At 38.4% G+C, this 17,553-nt stretch carries 15 protein-coding genes, 1 other RNA gene and 2 CRISPR repeat arrays (1 of these 18 only partly in view); of the genes, 9 read left to right on the top strand and 7 right to left on the bottom strand.

Annotation, left to right across the window (positions count from 1 at the left end):
- Nucleotides 1–782: direct repeats of the CRISPR family, unit length 28 nt; unit sequence GTTCACTGCCGCATAGGCAGCTTAGAAA; it reaches 1,347 nt to the left of the window's first position.
- Between the two features lie 204 nt (nucleotides 783–986).
- The 6 genes from cas1f to cas6f are packed head-to-tail and all read left to right on the top strand — an operon-like array spanning nucleotide 987 to nucleotide 9,369.
- Complete coding sequence (cas1f, locus tag EHE21_RS13240) at nucleotides 987–1,961, top strand: type I-F CRISPR-associated endonuclease Cas1f (protein ID WP_194950898.1); 975 nt, start codon at nucleotides 987–989, stop codon at nucleotides 1,959–1,961.
- A complete protein-coding gene (cas3f, locus tag EHE21_RS13235; protein WP_194950897.1) occupies nucleotides 1,958–5,365 on the top strand; it encodes a type I-F CRISPR-associated helicase Cas3f in 3,408 nt (1,135 codons plus the stop codon). The genes cas1f and cas3f overlap by 4 nt, the downstream gene beginning before the upstream one ends.
- Nucleotides 5,366–5,374: 9 nt before the next feature.
- Nucleotides 5,375–6,724, top strand: a complete 1,350-nt coding sequence (gene csy1 / locus EHE21_RS13230; RefSeq protein WP_194950896.1) for a type I-F CRISPR-associated protein Csy1 — start codon at nucleotides 5,375–5,377, stop codon at nucleotides 6,722–6,724.
- Nucleotides 6,721–7,713, top strand: coding sequence for a type I-F CRISPR-associated protein Csy2 (gene csy2 / locus EHE21_RS13225; protein ID WP_194950895.1), 993 nt, complete (start codon nucleotides 6,721–6,723; stop codon nucleotides 7,711–7,713). Before csy1 ends, csy2 begins: the two co-directional genes overlap by 4 nt.
- 18 nt (nucleotides 7,714–7,731) lie before the next feature.
- A complete protein-coding gene (gene csy3 / locus EHE21_RS13220; RefSeq protein ID WP_194950894.1) occupies nucleotides 7,732–8,715 on the top strand; it encodes a type I-F CRISPR-associated protein Csy3 in 984 nt (327 codons plus the stop codon).
- A gap of 9 nt (nucleotides 8,716–8,724) precedes the next feature.
- The gene (gene cas6f / locus EHE21_RS13215) at nucleotides 8,725–9,369 is read left to right on the top strand and encodes a type I-F CRISPR-associated endoribonuclease Cas6/Csy4 (protein WP_194950893.1); all 645 of its coding nucleotides are present in this window, start codon (nucleotides 8,725–8,727) and stop codon (nucleotides 9,367–9,369) included.
- A gap of 151 nt (nucleotides 9,370–9,520) precedes the next feature.
- Nucleotides 9,521–10,148: a CRISPR direct-repeat array (repeat unit 28 nt; unit sequence GTTCACTGCCTCATAGGCAGCTTAGAAA).
- Between the two features lie 152 nt (nucleotides 10,149–10,300).
- Here the strand turns inward: cas6f and ssrA are convergent.
- Both ssrA and smpB read right to left on the bottom strand, forming a co-directional pair.
- Nucleotides 10,301–10,667: a transfer-messenger RNA gene (ssrA, locus tag EHE21_RS13210) on the bottom strand.
- 59 nt (nucleotides 10,668–10,726) lie between these two features.
- Nucleotides 10,727–11,209, bottom strand: coding sequence for an SsrA-binding protein SmpB (gene smpB / locus EHE21_RS13205; RefSeq protein ID WP_088495016.1), 483 nt, complete (start codon nucleotides 11,207–11,209; stop codon nucleotides 10,727–10,729).
- A gap of 156 nt (nucleotides 11,210–11,365) precedes the next feature.
- Here smpB and EHE21_RS13200 point away from each other — a divergent pair, with 156 nt between their 5' ends.
- Together EHE21_RS13200 and EHE21_RS13195 are read left to right on the top strand one after the other, a co-directional pair.
- On the top strand, nucleotides 11,366–11,800 hold the full coding sequence (locus EHE21_RS13200; protein ID WP_006533588.1) for an SRPBCC family protein: 435 nt from the start codon (nucleotides 11,366–11,368) through the stop codon (nucleotides 11,798–11,800).
- Nucleotides 11,790–12,086: an RnfH family protein gene (locus EHE21_RS13195; RefSeq protein ID WP_375804068.1), complete on the top strand. Its 297-nt coding sequence runs from the start codon at nucleotides 11,790–11,792 to the stop codon at nucleotides 12,084–12,086. Before EHE21_RS13200 ends, EHE21_RS13195 begins: the two co-directional genes overlap by 11 nt.
- 107 nt (nucleotides 12,087–12,193) lie before the next feature.
- Here the strand turns inward: EHE21_RS13195 and EHE21_RS13190 are convergent, their stop codons facing one another.
- The 4 genes from EHE21_RS13190 to EHE21_RS13175 all read right to left on the bottom strand — a co-directional run bounded on the left by EHE21_RS13190 (nucleotide 12,194) and on the right by EHE21_RS13175 (nucleotide 15,834).
- On the bottom strand, nucleotides 12,194–12,646 hold the full coding sequence (locus EHE21_RS13190; protein WP_194950892.1) for a YhcH/YjgK/YiaL family protein: 453 nt from the start codon (nucleotides 12,644–12,646) through the stop codon (nucleotides 12,194–12,196).
- A 142-nt stretch (nucleotides 12,647–12,788) separates the two neighbouring features.
- Entirely contained in the window at nucleotides 12,789–13,439 is a 651-nt protein-coding gene (locus EHE21_RS13185; RefSeq protein WP_194950891.1) for a bifunctional 4-hydroxy-2-oxoglutarate aldolase/2-dehydro-3-deoxy-phosphogluconate aldolase, read from the bottom strand.
- A 54-nt stretch (nucleotides 13,440–13,493) separates the two neighbouring features.
- On the bottom strand, nucleotides 13,494–14,801 hold the full coding sequence (locus EHE21_RS13180) for an MFS transporter (protein ID WP_194950890.1): 1,308 nt from the start codon (nucleotides 14,799–14,801) through the stop codon (nucleotides 13,494–13,496).
- 40 nt (nucleotides 14,802–14,841) lie between these two features.
- Nucleotides 14,842–15,834, bottom strand: coding sequence for a 2-dehydro-3-deoxygalactonokinase (locus EHE21_RS13175; RefSeq protein WP_194950889.1), 993 nt, complete (start codon nucleotides 15,832–15,834; stop codon nucleotides 14,842–14,844).
- A gap of 324 nt (nucleotides 15,835–16,158) precedes the next feature.
- Here EHE21_RS13175 and EHE21_RS13170 point away from each other — a divergent pair, with 324 nt between their 5' ends.
- The gene (locus EHE21_RS13170) at nucleotides 16,159–16,956 is read left to right on the top strand and encodes an IclR family transcriptional regulator (protein ID WP_194950888.1); all 798 of its coding nucleotides are present in this window, start codon (nucleotides 16,159–16,161) and stop codon (nucleotides 16,954–16,956) included.
- Between the two features lie 139 nt (nucleotides 16,957–17,095).
- Here EHE21_RS13170 and bamE read toward each other — a convergent pair whose 3' ends face one another.
- Nucleotides 17,096–17,458 (bottom strand): outer membrane protein assembly factor BamE, encoded by a 363-nt coding sequence (gene bamE / locus EHE21_RS13165; RefSeq protein ID WP_088495022.1) that lies wholly within the window; start codon nucleotides 17,456–17,458, stop codon nucleotides 17,096–17,098.
- Between the last annotated feature and the right edge of the window lie 95 nt (nucleotides 17,459–17,553).

The raw sequence follows: 17,553 nt of genomic DNA, 5'->3' as shown, positions 1-17,553 counted from the left end.
AGCGCTAAACGTGCAGGGCAAAAAGTCGAGCCAGTTCACTGCCGCATAGGCAGCTTAGAAAATTATCAATACCAAGTAACCACTGTTCAAACAGTTCACTGCCGCATAGGCAGCTTAGAAATTATAGTAGCCATTGCGGTAGAAGATACGCACGTTCACTGCCGCATAGGCAGCTTAGAAATGTGTAGATTGATAGCTGTCTTAACGCATCCCGTTCACTGCCGCATAGGCAGCTTAGAAAACGAAATAAAATCATTCACCACGTAAAACGCAGTTCACTGCCGCATAGGCAGCTTAGAAAACCACACGCACACTTTCAATCGCTTGAAAATCGTTCACTGCCGCATAGGCAGCTTAGAAATTAACCCGGAAACACCATTAATACCTACTTTAGTTCACTGCCGCATAGGCAGCTTAGAAAGGTAACTCTGAAGGTAATGACCCTGACGGTTCGTTCACTGCCACATAGGCAGCTTAGAAAAAGCCTAAGCGTTCACGTAAGAAACAAGAAGAGTTCACTGCCTCATAGGTAGCTTAGAAAATGATAAAAAATCAGTTGATATAGCGGGTAAAGTTCACTGTCGCGTAAGCAGCTTAGAAAAATTCCAGAAAGTGCTAATGAAGATATGATTATGTTCACTGCCGCGTAGGCAGCTTAGAAAAAAGTGGAAACGTGAAGATTATGAGCGAATACGTTCACTGCCGCATAGGCAGCTTAGAAATTTATAATAATTTCTGTTGTATAACGCTTAACGTTCACTACCACATAGGTAGCTTAGAGAATTTATTTAATATATTTAAACCTTTCGCTGTAGTCACTAAAACATATTTCGCTTCTATATTCCTTCCTTATTGTATTTAGAAATAGCTATTTGGCGTTTTTGATAATTAAATTTTCCTTAATAGTTCACATATATGCAATTTGCTCATGTCATGCTTACTCCTTAATTGATATTGTTTGGAGGTGACTAAAAGAGGCTAAAGTAATGGAAGATTTATCCCCCTCCGATTTGAAAACCATTCTTCATTCTAAAAGGGCCAATATGTATTACTTGGAATACTGCCGAGTGATGCAAAAAGATGGTCGTGTTTTATATCTCACAGAGTCGAAAAAAGAGAATCTCTACTTCAATATTCCTATTGCTAACACTACCGTTTTATTACTTGGTAATGGGACATCAATTACTCAAGCCGCAATGCGTATGCTTTCACAAGCCGGTGTATTAGTAGGTTTTTGTGGTGGAGGCGGTACACCACTGCATATGGCGACTGAGGTGGAGTGGTTTACTCCGCAAAGTGAGTATCGTCCGACTGAATATCTACAAGGCTGGCTTTCTTTTTGGTTTGATGATGAAAAACGACTCGAAGTTGCTAAGCAATTTCAAAGAGCTCGGATTGGATATTTACAAACAGTATGGTCAAAAGATCGAGAATTAAAAAGCCAAGGATTTATTTTTAAGGATGAACTGATACAACAAGCATTATCCACTTTTTATGAACGCACTGATAAAGCAAGTAAAAGCTCAGATTTACTACTCACGGAAGCGCAATTGACAAAAGTTCTTTATAAGTACGCAGCTAACAATACCAGCCTTAAAAACTTTACTCGTCAGCACGATTCCACAACCTTAGCTAATGATTTTTTGAATCATGGTAATTATTTAGCTTATGGTTTAGCCGCCAGTTGCTTATGGGTACTTGGTATTCCACATGGCTTTGCTGTCATGCATGGTAAAACCCGTCGTGGAGCATTAGTGTTTGATGTTGCAGATTTAATCAAAGATGCAGTTATTTTGCCGTGGGCATTTGTATGCGCTAAAGAAAACGCCACCGAACAAGAGTTTCGTCAGCAAGTGTTACAGGCTTTTATTGAGCATAAATCGATGGAGTTTATGTTTAATACAATTAAAGCGATTGCCTTGAATGAACCTTCTGTTGAGAACGGAGGTTCAGAGCCATGATGGTGACTTTTGTTTCTGAGTGCGAAAAGAAAGCTCTCAAGAAAACTCGCCGTGTTTTAGATGCTTTTGCTGACCGAATCGGTAACAACACTTGGCAAACATTAATCACTGAAGATGGACTGCAAACAGTCAAAAAAATGCTAAGAAAAACGGCGAGTCGAAGCACTGCGGTAAGCTGTCATTGGATCCGAAGCCGTTCACGTAGTCAGCTACTTTGGGTAGTGGGCAATCGTTCTAAATTTAATTTTGAAGGTGTCGTTCCTGTTAACCGAACTTCACTTAATCTTGAACATCGAGAGTGGGAGTCTGGCTGGTATTTAAACGAAATAATAGTACTAGCCAGCGCATTAGCGGGTTTATTTCATGACATTGGTAAATCTAACGCGCTATTTCAAAAAAAGTTACAAGGGAAAACACAATCGAAAGGTGAGCCTTATCGACATGAATGGATCTCACTTCGTTTGTTTGAAGCTTTTACTAAAGGAAAATCAGACCAGGATTGGATAAAGCAGCTTGCCGAGTTAACCGATGAAAAGGTTGCAAAAGTCTGTAATACTCAACTGACACAAACAATCTTTATTGATGCTCCTAATAAGCACCAAAACCCATTTTCTGATTTAGCGCCATTTGCCAAACTTATTGCGTGGTTGGTGGTGTCACATCACCGTTTGCCTAAAAATAATGATCCGAATAAGCCAGTTAATATTTCTGACATGAATTTATGGCTCTCCCATTGTTTTGATTGCCATTGGAATTCCCCTAATGCACTGGATATGTCTAAATATTCTCAGCAAGCGCAAAAAGACAATTGGTCATTCCCCAGTGGAACGCCATTTTTAAGCCATACTTGGCGGAGAAAAGCTGCAAAATTAGCAGTTCGCGCACTGAATACGCCATTACTTGTAAATAGCTACATTTCTTGGTTTGAACAGCGATTTGTCAGTCATATGGCACGTTTATCACTTATGTTGGCGGATCATTACTACTCTTCTCTTCATTTGGATGAAGGTCAATTTGTTTGGCGTGATCCTGATTATGGCGCTATTGCAAATACTGATCGGCAATCAGCCCAAGGTACAAGTACTGTACCGAAACAGCAATTAGATGAACACAATATTGGTGTTTCAGTTAACGCTCAGCGTTTTGCAAGCAACTTACCCGTTTTAAAATACACTCTACCAGCGATTGCACAACATAGGCTCTTTTCGAAAAGTTCAGGAATTGAAAAATACTACTGGCAGGATAAAGCGTATAAACAGGCTAAAGCTATTAGCAAAGCAACTGAAAATCAGGGTTTTTTCGGCGTTAATATGGCGTCTACTGGGTGTGGTAAAACTATTGCTAATGCACGCATTATGTACGGTTTAGCCGATGAACGAGAAGGCTGTCGTTTTTCTGTTGCATTAGGGTTACGTACATTAACGTTACAAACGGGTGATGCATATCGTGATTTACTCAAATTGGGCGATGATGAATTAGCTGTGCTAATTGGTTCACAAGCAGTAAAAGCCCTGCATGAACTCAATAGCTCAGAATTAAACCACGGTAGTGAATCCTCTGAGGATTGGTTTGAGCAACTATTTGTTAGCTATGAAGGGCAAATATATGATGGCCGATTAAAACACTGGTTGAGCGCGAGTCCGAAACTTGAACAACTAGTCAGTGCGCCGGTTTTAGTCAGTACAATTGATCACTTAATGCCAGCGACAGAAAGCCAATCAGGTGGTAAACAAATCGCACCAATGCTTCGATTACTTACATCCGATTTAGTGCTTGATGAGCCGGATGATTTTGGCTTAGAAGATATGCCTGCACTATGTCGTTTGGTGAACTGGGCGGGAATGCTTGGGTCGCGTGTGTTGTTATCATCAGCAACATTACCACCATCTTTGATTAAAAACTTATTCGATGCTTATAAAACTGGGCGTGAACATTTTAATAAAGCGCAATTCGTACAGCAAAATGAACTGCCAATTTGGTGCGCTTGGATTGATGAATTCACTACACAAACACAAGAAATTTCTCAACTTAGGGATTTTGTCACCACACATCGGCAGTTTGTTGATAAACGAGTTACTGAACTGAGTAAAAACGATAAGCCACTTCGTCAAGGCTCAATTATTCATGTTGAAGAGACACAATTAACAGACTCTTTGAGTCGAACAGCGTGCCAACAAGTAATTTATCAAAGCGTAGCCAAGACTTTTCATCAACAAATTCATCAATTACATCAAGTTCATAGTATTGAGTCACCTTGTGGTAAACGTGTGTCGTTAGGGGTGATCCGTATGGCGAACATCAATCCTATGGTTGCAGTAGCTACAGCATTAACCCAATTATCGCCACAGGATGGATACCGGATTTGCTACTGTGTTTACCATTCTCAATTCCCATTGGCAATGCGCTCGAACAAAGAGCACAAGTTAGATCGACTGTTAGAACGTCACGCACCCGATGCATTATGGCAACAACCAGAAATTATGCAGGTGTTAGATAAATCATCAGAACAGAACATCATATTTGTGGTGTTGGGTACATCTGTGGTTGAAGTTGGGCGTGACCATGATTATGACTGGGCAATTGCAGAACCGAGCTCAATGCGCTCATTAATTCAGTTAGCAGGGCGAATTCAACGTCATCGACAACAAGTTCCAACTCAATCCAATCTGATTGTACTCAATAAAAATATTCGAGCGCTTAAAGGAGAGCCAGTGGCGTATTGCCAGCCTGGTTTTGAAAGTAAGGCATTGCCGTTATCTACACATGATATTACTCAACTTCTAGGTACAGAATTACAACATATTTCGGCGATCACGCGCGTTAAAGAACCCACAGATAAGTACAAGCTAGATGGTAAAGATTTTTTATTCGATCCCAAAACGCTGGGGCAAAGTGCTTATCCAGTGCAAAACTTCTTAGTGCAAGAACATCGTGCATTGAGATTTGCGTTGGAGTCCATATCAAAGCCAGAATTTTATTATAGCGGTAAAGAAGCTAACCGTTGGTGGGCGGATGGAGTCGGTTTGTATGCAAGTTGGAATGCGGAGTTTATTCAACAAACAGAGTTTCGCAAATCAGAAAGACAGGAAGCCTTTGTTTTACGGTGTGATGACGATGGGCAATTAGAGTGGAGTCAATTAGACACTACCAGTAAGCCTTACCAGTACGTACCTAAATCATCGCGTTTTCAGATGATTGAGATGAAATTAGCTGAGGGATGCCAATGGTGGTTTGATGCATCACCTATCCATATATATGAGCAGTTTGCTAAACAACTTGGTCAATCATTAACAAGAACCAGTGATCGATTAGGTGAAATACAGCTACGAGCAGAAAAAGAAGATCAAACCATTGAGTGGGTATGGCATAACCAACTCGGTGTGTTTCAACAAGAAAATAACTAAGGAAAGCGAATGGACGGAACATTAAGTGCCGCGATCGCGGAATATATAGAACAGCGAAAGCAGGAGAAGTTAGAACCACTGCAAAAAAAACTCAATAGAACATTAGAGAAAAGTAGCGATCCTGTTGAAATTGCACAGGCGAAAACAGAATATTGTGACAATGCTGCACCGATAGAATTAGAGTTTGAATTTAAAAATTGGTTATCAAGTAAAGCTAAATTAGCAAAGCAAATCACTATTGCTACACATGCGCCGAAATATCTAAATGGTGATGCTAAGGCGAGTGGAATATATTTGGATAAGTTTGAAATACTCAATAGCCGGTATCTCGTTACTCAACATATTCCGAACAAGAGTATTGATTTTATTGGAAATGCTGCAGTTTTAAATGTTGCAACGCTTTTAAAGATCGAAGTGAAAGGAGAATCATTAATCGATCAGTTAAAGGCTAATCATATCAATGCGCTTAAATGTTTTACTGATGATCAAGATTTATTAGATTTATGGAAAAATGGATTTAAGCAAGCGCTTTATGACGAAAATATCTCAGCTCATACGTTAAGTAAACAGGTCTATTTCCCAAGTAACAACGAGAAAGAAGAGTACCATTTGTTGTGTCCGCTTTATCCTTCAGCATTATCTCATGAGTTATATTTTAAAATTCGGCAGTCTCGATATGGCGATTCAAAAGAGATCCGTGATGCCTACAAGAAAGGGCTATATGACGAGCGATTGAATGTATATTTCCCTGAAACCGCAGTGCAGATGTTTGGTGGTTCAAAACCTCAAAATATTTCTCAGTTAAACAGTGAACGTCATGGGCAGGGCTTCTTACTCAATTGTGGATCGCCTACATATCAAGCGCAAACAAAGCCACCTTTACACAGTCTATCTATTTTTAATCAACCATTCTCGTTCCAAACTAACGCTTTGATTCGTGAATTTAAGGCGTTTTTAGCAGGCTTAACAGAGAAAGATCGCAACTTTAAAACGCGTTATCAACGTGACTATCACTATGTTAAGCCATTAATAGATACTTTGTTGAATCTTGTCGCTGAAATTCAATCGATTCCTAATAGTTCAGGGTGGACTAATTCTCCAGAGTGCAAAATGAAGCGTGCTCATCAATTGCTATTAGATATTGATAACCCTGATCTTGCATTTCAACGTGAAAGAGAACAAGGCGATTGGCTGGAAATTGTTGCCAATGATTTTTCACATTGGTTGTTACGTAAATTAGAAAATAAACAAGTGTATGTACTGGGGGATGTTGAGCATCGTTATTTTAAAAAACTATGTTTAAACGAACTGCGTACCTTCGAACGCATCTCTGTGACATTCGAGGAGAATAACGCATGAAGCATTATCTATTATTAAAAAAAATGGATGTACAAAATGTTAATGCTATTGCTGGATTGACGTATGGCTTTCCTGCCGTGACCAACTTCTTAGGTTTTGCTCATGCTTTATCACGTAAATTATCGCCAACACTGCCTGTGAGTTTAGGGGGCGTTGTCATTATTAGTCATAAAAATGATGTTCATGTGCGTCGACCTAGTGGAAAGGGAGACTATGTATTTGCATTAACGCGTAATCCTCTGACACCACAAGGTAATACTGCTCCAATTAATGAAGAAGGGCGTATGTGGATGCAAATTTCATTATTAATTGAAGTTGATGGCGTTGTTGGTGGGGATAGGCAAGCTGAACAAAACTTATTATCAAATATAAGAAGATTAGCTCCAGCGATGCGACTTGCTGGGGGGCAGATAACGAATATTGAAAGCATTCAACTGTTAACCAGCGAAAAAGAGCAACAACACGCATTACGCCGATTAATGCCCGGTTTTGTACTGGTTGATCGCTGTGATTATTTAGCTGCACATTTTCAGCATTTACAACAACAAAATGCGTCTAGCACCTTAATGGATGCATGGTGTGATTTCGCTACACTGAAATACAAGGCAATCCCACAAGAAGGTGAAGACCTTACTGACAATGGAGAGAGCAAACGAAAAGCAAATTGGGAGTATCAATCGAAGCCTAACAGCGGATATTTGGTACCCATTTCTACGGGCTATTGTGCCATTTCAGAATGTTACGCTCCAGGTCAAGTCGCTAATGTTAGGGATACTTCTATTCCAGCTACTTTCGCTGAAAGTGCTTACTCTGTTGGTGAATGGCTCAGTGTGCATCGCTTAGTCAATATCCAGCAAGGTATCTGGCGTTATCACTACGAGTATCCGTGGTATTTGGCAAAAGGATTAGCGGTTCAAGAAGATATTCCTGAACCTGATACGATTGAAGAAAATGCTGAATTAACTGGCTTTGACCCTGATTTTATATAATTTAAAAGGATTGAAATAATGGCTAATAAGAAACTAGAAACTCCGTCCGTACTCGCTTTTGAGGCTAAATTGATCCCATCTGATGCATTAATGCTTGCGGGTAATTGGGGTCAAGATGAATGGTCAGCGATTATGATTGGTGAAAAATCAGTTCGAGGCACCATTTCTAATCGCCTTAAATCCGCTTTGGCCAATGACCCTGTAAAATTAGATGCAGAGGTAGCGAAAGCAAACATACAAACAATAGATACAGCTGCGTTATCTCATCATACAGATACATTAAAAGTTGTTTTCTCATTACGAATATTGGGTGGTTTGGATATACCATCTACCTGTAACTCTCCAGATTATCAACAAGCCTTAGCAGAAAAAATTCATGCCTACCAAGCCGAAACTAAGTTTAAAGAATTGGCGCAACGTTATGCGATAAACATTGCTAACGGTCGGTTTTTATGGCGTAACCGAGTAGGTGCAAAAAATGTGAGAGTAGATGTAAATGCAGCAGGTAGGGTGTTTACATTTAATAGCTATGATTACAAATTGCATGAATTTAAAAGCAATGAGCAAGTGGATGAATTGGCTGAGTTGATCCAACAAGGCTTGCAGGGTGAAGCCATGTTTTTGAATATCACTGCTTACTCGCAGCTTGGTGAGGGTCAGCCAGTATTTCCATCTCAAGAACTAGTGATGGGGGGAGGAAAAGGTGATAAGAGCAAGTTTCTCTATCAGTTAGGTGGACAAGCGGCAATGCACTCGCAAAAAATCGGTAATGCGCTTCGAACCATTGATACTTGGCACTTAGCCGTTGAAGAAGTCGGTCCAATTGCGATTGAGCCCTATGGCTCTGTCACAAATCGAGGTGCGGCTTATCGTCAACCTAAAGAGAAAATGGACTTTTATAAATTGCTGGATGGTTGGATGTTGAAAGACCAAATTCCAACAATAGAGCAACGACATTACATTATGGCGATGCTGATCCGTGGTGGTGTCTTTGGTGAATAAGGGTGGGAAATGAAGTATTATCAAGATATAACACTACTTCCTGCAACTGAGATTTCGTTAGGCTTTATTTGGGAGAAAGTGTATCAACAAATACATTTGATGTTGGTAGAGCATAAGTTAGGCACGAACGTATCAGAAGTTGGACTGAGTTTTCCTGCTTATGGAGATAAAACTTTTCCATTAGGGGATCAATTGCGTTTATTCACAGAAAACGAAGTATCACTTTCGCGTTTAGATGTGGCGAAATGGTTGCTGCGATTGAGTGATTACGTACGTATTGAACCTGTGAAAGCAGTACCAAATGATGTTAGGGAATATGCCTGTTTTACGCGCCATAATCCTAAATCTCAACAGCATCGCTTAAAGCAACTGGAACGCCGAACTTCCTACTTAGCACAAAAACATGGAGTTGATGAAGATATTATGCGGGCGGAACTTTTGGCATCAATTGAGCAAAAATCGGGTGAAAGTAAATTGCCATATATTAATGTGCAAAGTTTATCAACATCTACTGAACCTCAGTTACGTCATAAGTTTATGCTTTTTATTCAATGCGATAAGTCAAATTCGCAATTGGGCAATATCAACACATTTTCTTGTTACGGTTTGAGTCAAAAAGAAAAAGGGAAGCAGACTTTTGTACCTTGGTTTTAGCCTAAGTATTCAATGGTGAAACCCTTTATTTTTTGCTCTTTAAAAATCACAATAAAAACAACAAGCTATATGCAGGCGTTTTTAATAAGGTAAAAAAGGTTAAACCTTGCTAACGCCTTGCTGTAGCTTGTTTTTTCGTGATAATGCTAAAGTTCACTGCCTCATAGGCAGCTTAGAAATTGCGTTCATCTTCAAAACCACGAGATAAGAAGTTCACTGCCTCATAGGCAGCTTAGAAACATAGATGCGGCAGCGGCAGCAGCGCCCATTGGTTCACTGCCTCATAGGCAGCTTAGAAAATATCCATAATGAATGCCTGAATGGTTAGTGTGTTCACTGCCTCATAGGCAGCTTAGAAATAGACGTCAAAACCACTTCCCGCATCAAAATAGTTCACTGCCTCATAGGCAGCTTAGAAACGCAAGAGCAGGAACCATTTTAAGAAAGTTACGTTCACTGCCTCATAGGCAGCTTAGAAAGCATCAAAATAGTCATCATAGCAAATCCCCCAGTTCACTGCCTCATAGGCAGCTTAGAAAGTTTTAATTTTGACGTATTGGAGTTAGATCCAGTTCACTGCCTCATAGGCAGCTTAGAAATATGTGCAATGACGATGAAGGAATGTTGATTTGTTCACTGCCTCATAGGCAGCTTAGAAAAGTATCTAGCGTCATGCTTTTATCGGCTTTCTGTTCACTGCCTCATAGGCAGCTTAGAAATCACTGTCTCCCTAGGCATGGGGATAATTCCAGTTCACTGCCTCATAGGCAGCTTAGAAATTCGGTAACAGGTGCTTAAGATGATTGGATTTAATTAGGTGACATCAGACTGCGCGGGACAAATTGCAGACACAAAAAAGCCCGCAGGGCTTGCGCTGTACGGGCTCTTAGGACTTCATCGGATGACTCTGGTAATCACCGATGGAGAATTTTGGTGGAGCTGGCGGGAGTTGAACCCGCGTCCGAAATTTCTACATCCTCGGTACTACATGCTTAGTCCATCTTTAATTTCACTTACCCACTGCGGACAGACGCGCCATGAATAAGCTAGCTTGATTAAGTTTAACGCTTTGACCCCAAGCTAGGTCTCCACGCGATCTCTTTTGGGTTTGACCTCTCTTGATCCCCGTCTTAAGAGCGGAAGCTAGGGAGAGAGGGCTCTAAGCAGGTTATTAAGCTGCTAGTGCTTCGTACTGATTGTCGTTTGCGACTATCTTTTTTGCGGCTTTTTACGAGGCCAACCGCCCCTCGGCATGCACCTTGGGTTTCGCAAATCCCGTCGAATCCAGAATCAGCCCCAAGTTGTTGAAAGCGAGTATATCAGAAAAATACTTGTAATTGCTAGTACTTAACGCAATTTAGCGGTTAGCATTTTTCATGATACGTGCTTTGTCTAATTTCCACTCACGATCTTTAATGGTATCGCGTTTATCGTGATCTTTCTTACCCTTTGCAACGCCAATTTTGATTTTGCACCAAGCGTTTTTCCAATAAAGAGAAAGAGCAACAACGGTGTAACCATCACGGTTGATTTGACCGTAAAGTGAATCTAATTCGCGTTGCTTTAATAATAGTTTACGGGTACGAGTCGGGTCACAAACGACATGGCTTGATGCAACATTTAAAGGAGTAATGGTTGCACCAAAAAGATAAGCTTCGCCATCACGCATGATAACATAGCTATCACTGATGTTTGCTTTACCGGCACGCAGTGATTTAACTTCCCAGCCTTGGAGCGCCAAGCCCGCTTCTATCTCATCTTCGATGAAATATTCATGGCGAGCACGTTTGTTTAACGCAATGGTCGCAGAACCAGGTTTGTGTGATTTTTTCTTTGTCATAATGTCCACATTATACTGTATGAGCAATAGAAAGAAATCATTTAACCGACTGTTTTCTTTTCAATTGCATAAAACTTAAGCTATATTCCATTAGATTTTTAATTAGTCACTGTTCAATGATATGATCACACACAGTGTTGTCGTACAGGAATAACTATGCCTCAGATTAGTCGATCTGCTCTTGTCCCTTTTAGCACAGAGCAAATGTTTAAACTGGTTAATGATGTTCTTACTTATCCTGATTTTCTACCAGGATGCGTTGGAAGTAAACTGATCAAAAGCACACCAGAAGAAATGATTGCATCAATAAATGTCTCTAAAGCGGGAATTAGTAAAACATTTACTACCCATAACTTTTTAAAGACTAATGAGCGTGTTGATATGCGTCTTGTTGATGGTCCCTTTCGTAAATTAACTGGGGGATGGGTGTTTACCGCACTTGATGATAATGCGTGTAAGATAGAATTTCAGCTAGACTTTGAGTTCACTAATAAATTAATTGAGTTGGCTTTTGGACGTATTTTTAAAGATTTAACGAACAATATGGTTCAGGCGTTTACTCACAGAGCGAAAGAGATCTATCGTGACTAAAATATGGGTAGAGGTAACCTATGCGTTACCCGATAAGCAGTATCTTATCCCTGTTGAACTAACGTTAGGGGACACGGTTGAACAAGCCATTATTGCTTCGAATATCTTAACGATTTGTAATGATATTGATTTGACCAAAAATAAAGTGGGTATTTATAGTCGGCCAACAAAATTAAGCGATAATGTGCGAGATGGCGATAGAATTGAAATTTATCGACCTTTAATTGCTGATCCTAAAGAAATGCGTCGTAAACGTGCTGAAAAGGCACGACAAAAAGCGGATTGATATATTATATAAAACGCGCCCTGTTTGAGACCATTTCTGAGATTATATGGAAGATAAAGATTAAGTCCTTGCAAAATTGAGCGAGGACTTTTATCTGATCCAGATGTTTAAACGGGTATCTTTACAACGACTTTTTTAATTACATCAGATGTTTTTGCACCTATACACATTGGTTTATGTACTTCACTAGGAAAGAAAACAGCAAAATCACCTTCAAATAAAGTCACTTTTTGGTTGTTATCATGATTAGGTAAGAAAAAAAGATCTGGACCTTTTTCAATAATATCCATTTTATCAATTTCATTGAGACTATAATAAATATCTTCACATCCACTAATCACCATCTGTATATCAATATATTTATGGTGAAATTCTGCGATTTTTTCTTCTGGTTTTCCTGGTTTCTCTGAGGTTATCATATAAAACCAATCTTTGTTTTCTGGTCTATATGTTCCTGTATTAGCTAATTTTAATGACTCCATTGATAATGAATTTTCGCTTAAAATATTAAAAAGTATTTTATTTAAGTTTTTAATTTTGCTTATATTTCCAATAATCATAAGAAACCTTAGAAAAATAAATTATCTAGTAAATGGTAAATTTTAATTAGTGCTAATTTAGGCAATAAAATACCATTGAAATAATAAAAAGTTATTTCATTAATCTAACTTAGCACTGAATTTAAAGGTTAGTTATTTTCTATTAAGCTTTATTCTTACCGTCTTTAAATGTTTTCATAAAATAAGCGGTATGCTCGCTTAATTTATCCCATTCGCCTGATGCAATAAGATCTTTTCTAACAAGTTCACTACCAACACCAACAGCAATTGCACCTGCAGCGGCGAATTCGGCTGCATTATGTAGTGATATTCCACCTACTGGAATAATTGCGAGTTCATTTAAAGGCCCCATAATTTCTTTTAGATAATCGACTCCCAATCCATTTGCTGGGAATAGTTTTAATAAATCAATACCCATACGATAAGCTTGTAACATTTCAGAAGGCGTTACGACAGCTGGGATCATTAGGCGTTGTTTTTCATGAACTATTTTAACAACTTCAGGATTAAAATCGGGTGCTAAAACGAAAGTAGCTCCAGCATCAATAACTAACTGAGCCATTATTGGATTAATGACTGTTCCTGCTCCAATCCACATTTTATCGCCAAGAGCTTTACTTAAACGAGAAATACTTTCTAAGTAATTACTGCTATTGCAAGTCACTTCAATGACTCGCACACCACCTTCATATAAAGCTTGCGCTATTGGTAAAATTTCATCAGATGAATATCCTCGAATAATTGCAATCATCCCTGTTTCATCTATAGCTTGAATAACGCGCTGCTTAATCATTTTAACCTCTTTTCTTTAAAAATAGTTTGTAACGCTTTGTTTTAAAATTAAATTCTATAAATCTTTTACAGGAGTTATAGGTTCTTTCACAATAAACCAGTAACAAAGTGCTGCACAGCCAGCAATAATTCCACCACTTACAAAAGCAAGAGTATATGAGCCTGTCGCATCAGCAATAAGTCCAGTGACGAGTGGTGATAATGATCCTGCAAAATAACCTCCGAAATTTTGAATACTACCAACAGAACCAACCATAGATGTTGGAGCCACATCACCTGGTAATGCCCATCCTGTTGCAGATACAGCTGAAAGTAATGCCATCGCAATAACCAACAACACCATTGTTGACATTAAGCTGGTTGCAAAAGGAACAGCAACAACTGTGGCACCCGCTAATAATGCTGCAATACTGATTGTTGCTCTTTTAGCAATAAGTGAATCTTTAAATATTTGACGATCAATTAACCATTTAGAAATATATCCACCTGCAATAGCACCGACAATTCCACCAAAATAAGGAACGCTGGCTAAAATACCTAATGACTTTAATTCAACGTTTTGAGTTTTCATTAAATAAAGTGGCAAGAAGGTAGTGAAAATATTCATCATCCATACATAACAGAACCAACCTAAAATCATTCCCCAAATACAGCGAAATTTAAATAATGAAGCCCATTTTATTTTGATTTCAGTTTCACTATTTTTTTCTTCAGTGCCACCGCCACCTTCTTTAATATAATCTAATTCTTCTTTACTAATTGTTGGATGTTTTTCTGGTTGATGATAAAGGTATAAAAATAATAATACGAAAACTAAACCTATTAATCCCGCAATATAAAATAAGCCACGCCAACCAAAAGGAACTATAATCGCGACTAAAATTGGAGGCGCTATAGCAGGGCCCCATTTAGAAGCCGCATCCCAAAAACCAGTTGCAAGCGCTCTTTCTTTTTTAGGGAACCAAGTTGCTGTGATTTTTGCAGCTGCGGGCCAGCATGGTGCTTCCGTTACGCCTAAAATGCCTCTTGCAAATAGCAATGTTGCTAAGCTACTACAAGCTCCAGTCAGCATTGTGGCACCACTCCATAGGGCAATAGCCCAAGCGTATATTTTTTTAGGGCCGAAACGGTCAACTAACCAGCCTGAAGGTAATTGGCACATAGCATAAATTAATGCAAATACTGAGCCCATTAAACCAATATCAGTATTTGTTAAATTGAGATCTTTCATCATATCTGGTGCGGCAATAGATAGACTTGCCCTGTCGATATAATTAATAATTCCGCCTATTAATAATAGAAAAACAACAAACCATCTTTTATTGCTTCTCTTTTTTGTTACTGTATTTTTATTATTCATCATTCAATACCTGCAATTATTATTTTTTGTAGGATATAAATATCTAAATGATATTTTTGTGTTTAGCGATAGCTAAAGCACCATGTAGGGAAAGTGGTGTTTGTGTACTATCAATAGTAATAACTTCTCCGATGAAATAAGGATCGTGTTTAATTAACTCAGCTAATCCATCCCTTAATATTGATTTTCCACAAATCACTATTTTGGTCTGTTTAGTTAAGTTGAGTGCTTTGCTATTTTTTATTGCTTGCAGATCTTCTTGTAAAATAGAGCCAAGTAAGATATTTGCTTTTTGATTTATTGTTAAATCGCCAAACATATCTAGTACTCTAATTGAAAAACAACTACGTGCTAATCCAACTTGCAGGTTATTTTTTGCTCCAAGTAAAAGGGCCTCTTTATCTATTTCATTAGCAAATTGATCGTGTAGTGAGTTTGCTAAAATAGTATTTTTTGTGATGATATCTAATAACTCACCCGCAATTGTCGTAATACAACCTTCAATACGATTAAATTGATCGATCTTAACAAACTTAGAATGTGAACCTGGTAGGGCTATAAGAGCAGGTCCTTGTAATTGATTAGAGTCTAAAACGCCTATTGCTTCGGTTTCTTCACCTCTCATCATATCCATAGCTTCATAATTATCTGAAGTCACTAAATCTGCATTATTCTTTACACCAGGAATAAACCAAATAGGTTGAGAGCTTATCTCCGGTATAATTTTAGAACTTATTCTTTCTGAGATTTCGTTGAGCCCAACAGGTGCAACTAAGTGAGAGATTTCATGTAAGCCTAAATTTGAGGTGATCATTCCAGAGGCTAAATAAGTAATTTGCTCATCAGAAGAAATTTTTGCTTGCTCTAAAGCTTCTTCAATAGCCTCTTTTATCGCGCTAATTAAAGTATGAGTATTTCCTGTAATTGCCGTATTTCTCACACCTATAGGACGTGAAGATTTAGCTAAAACAGCATCATTTTTCCAAATACAAATTCGTGTATTTGTTGTTCCCGTGTCAATTGTAACTACATACATAGTAACCTCTGTATTTATTGTCCGCATTTACGGATTGAGTTCGTATATGTGATCTATGATATTCGATACTTTTTATTTATGTTTGTCTTTTTTATTACAATACGATCAACCTCACACTTTTGATTGAATGAGAAATTTAATTAATTGATTTATATTGTTATTTTATTTTTTGGGTGAGGGCGTGATTTTTATAAAAAAAAGATAAATTTGAAATCAGGGAGAGAGCTTTTGATTGAACAAATATAAAGCACCATACTGTTCAATTGTTAATTATCAATATCTTGTATAAGATAAATAACTATTAGAATTAAAGAGCTAACTATCGTGGAAAAAAAGATTAATCGTTCTGTTGCTCGAGCGTTAGATATGCTCGAGTTAGTGGCAAAGAGCCCTGATGAGCTCACCATATCGGAAATTAGCCGACAATTAGACATTCCTAAAAGTACCGCATTCGATATCATTACGACACTATTAGATAAAGGTTATTTAGATCTTGCTAACGAAAGAGTCAAGTCACTTAAATTAGGGCTCAAATTATTTCAAACGGGTTCTGTGTATTTAGATCAGACTCCATTGCATAAAGCAGCGCGTTCGGTTTTAGAAACTTTATCTGAGAAAGCAAAAGAGACCTCATTTTTAGCTATAGAAAATGATGGGTTACTTGTTTATTTAGATAAAGTTGAAAGCCCAGAATCTGTACGCACTTCAGCAGGTATTGGTTCTAATAATCCGATGTATTGTACAGGATTAGGAAAAGCCTTATTAGCGACAATGCCAGATGAAAGTATAAAAAATATTATTACGCGTATGGGGGGATTAAAACCAATTACACCTTATACCATTACTGATGAGAAACAATTCTTTAAAATTATTATGGAATCTCGTCAACGAGGTTATGTTATTGATGATCGTGAACATAACATGGATGTATTTTGCGTGGCTGCACCAATTTATAATGCTTATGGTAAAGCGCAAGCCGCAATTAGCATTGCTAGTCTGTTTACAAAAATAAAAGATAATCCAGAGAGGATCACTTTTTTGGGAGAATTAATTTCTGCAGCAGCCCTTGATTTATCTTGCCATATTGGGTATCGAGGTAAAAAACTTTATAGTGAATTCTAGTAATAAAAGCACACTTCTTTGTATTGCTGCGGTTAATCAATAGATAAAAACACACCCCAACGTCATATTTAACGTATGGGGTGCAATTCGTTTTTGCCAATCTTATACAAAACTAAGTTTTCTTAGCACTGTAATCGCATTACGATTTTGTCGCTGGTGCTGAGAAGTTAGGCATATTGCCTTGCTTATCAATCTTAGTCAGTATGCCATTGCTATCAAAAGTCAGAGTAAGAGTCTCTTGACGTACTTCTTGATGACCAGGCTCTTCGCGGAAAACATAATACCAAGTTTGGCTTCCGAAAGGATCTTTAAGCATTGGCGTACCAAGGGCAAATTGAACTTGCTGCTGTGTCATTCCTTGCTGAACTTTTGCGACTTCGGCTGGCGTTAAATAATTTCCCTGATTGATATCTGGGTGATAAACCAGTCTCTCGAACATAGAGCAACCTGAAGTCATTACGACTAAAGATAAGGCGGCAACTTTTAACAGTTTAAAACGCATGGTTATTACATTCCTTTTAGGGTCATAGTGACGATGATAATCGACAACGCAGCAATTGAAAACCTTTCACGCTCTGCCTATGACCCTAAATATCA

Source organism: Proteus sp. GOKU (genome assembly GCF_015475555.1).
In the GTDB taxonomy this organism is placed as follows: Bacteria; Pseudomonadota; Gammaproteobacteria; order Enterobacterales; family Enterobacteriaceae; genus Proteus; species Proteus mirabilis_B.
Note: the sequence above shows the minus strand (reverse complement) of the source record. Positions and strands in the feature narration are given on the sequence as shown.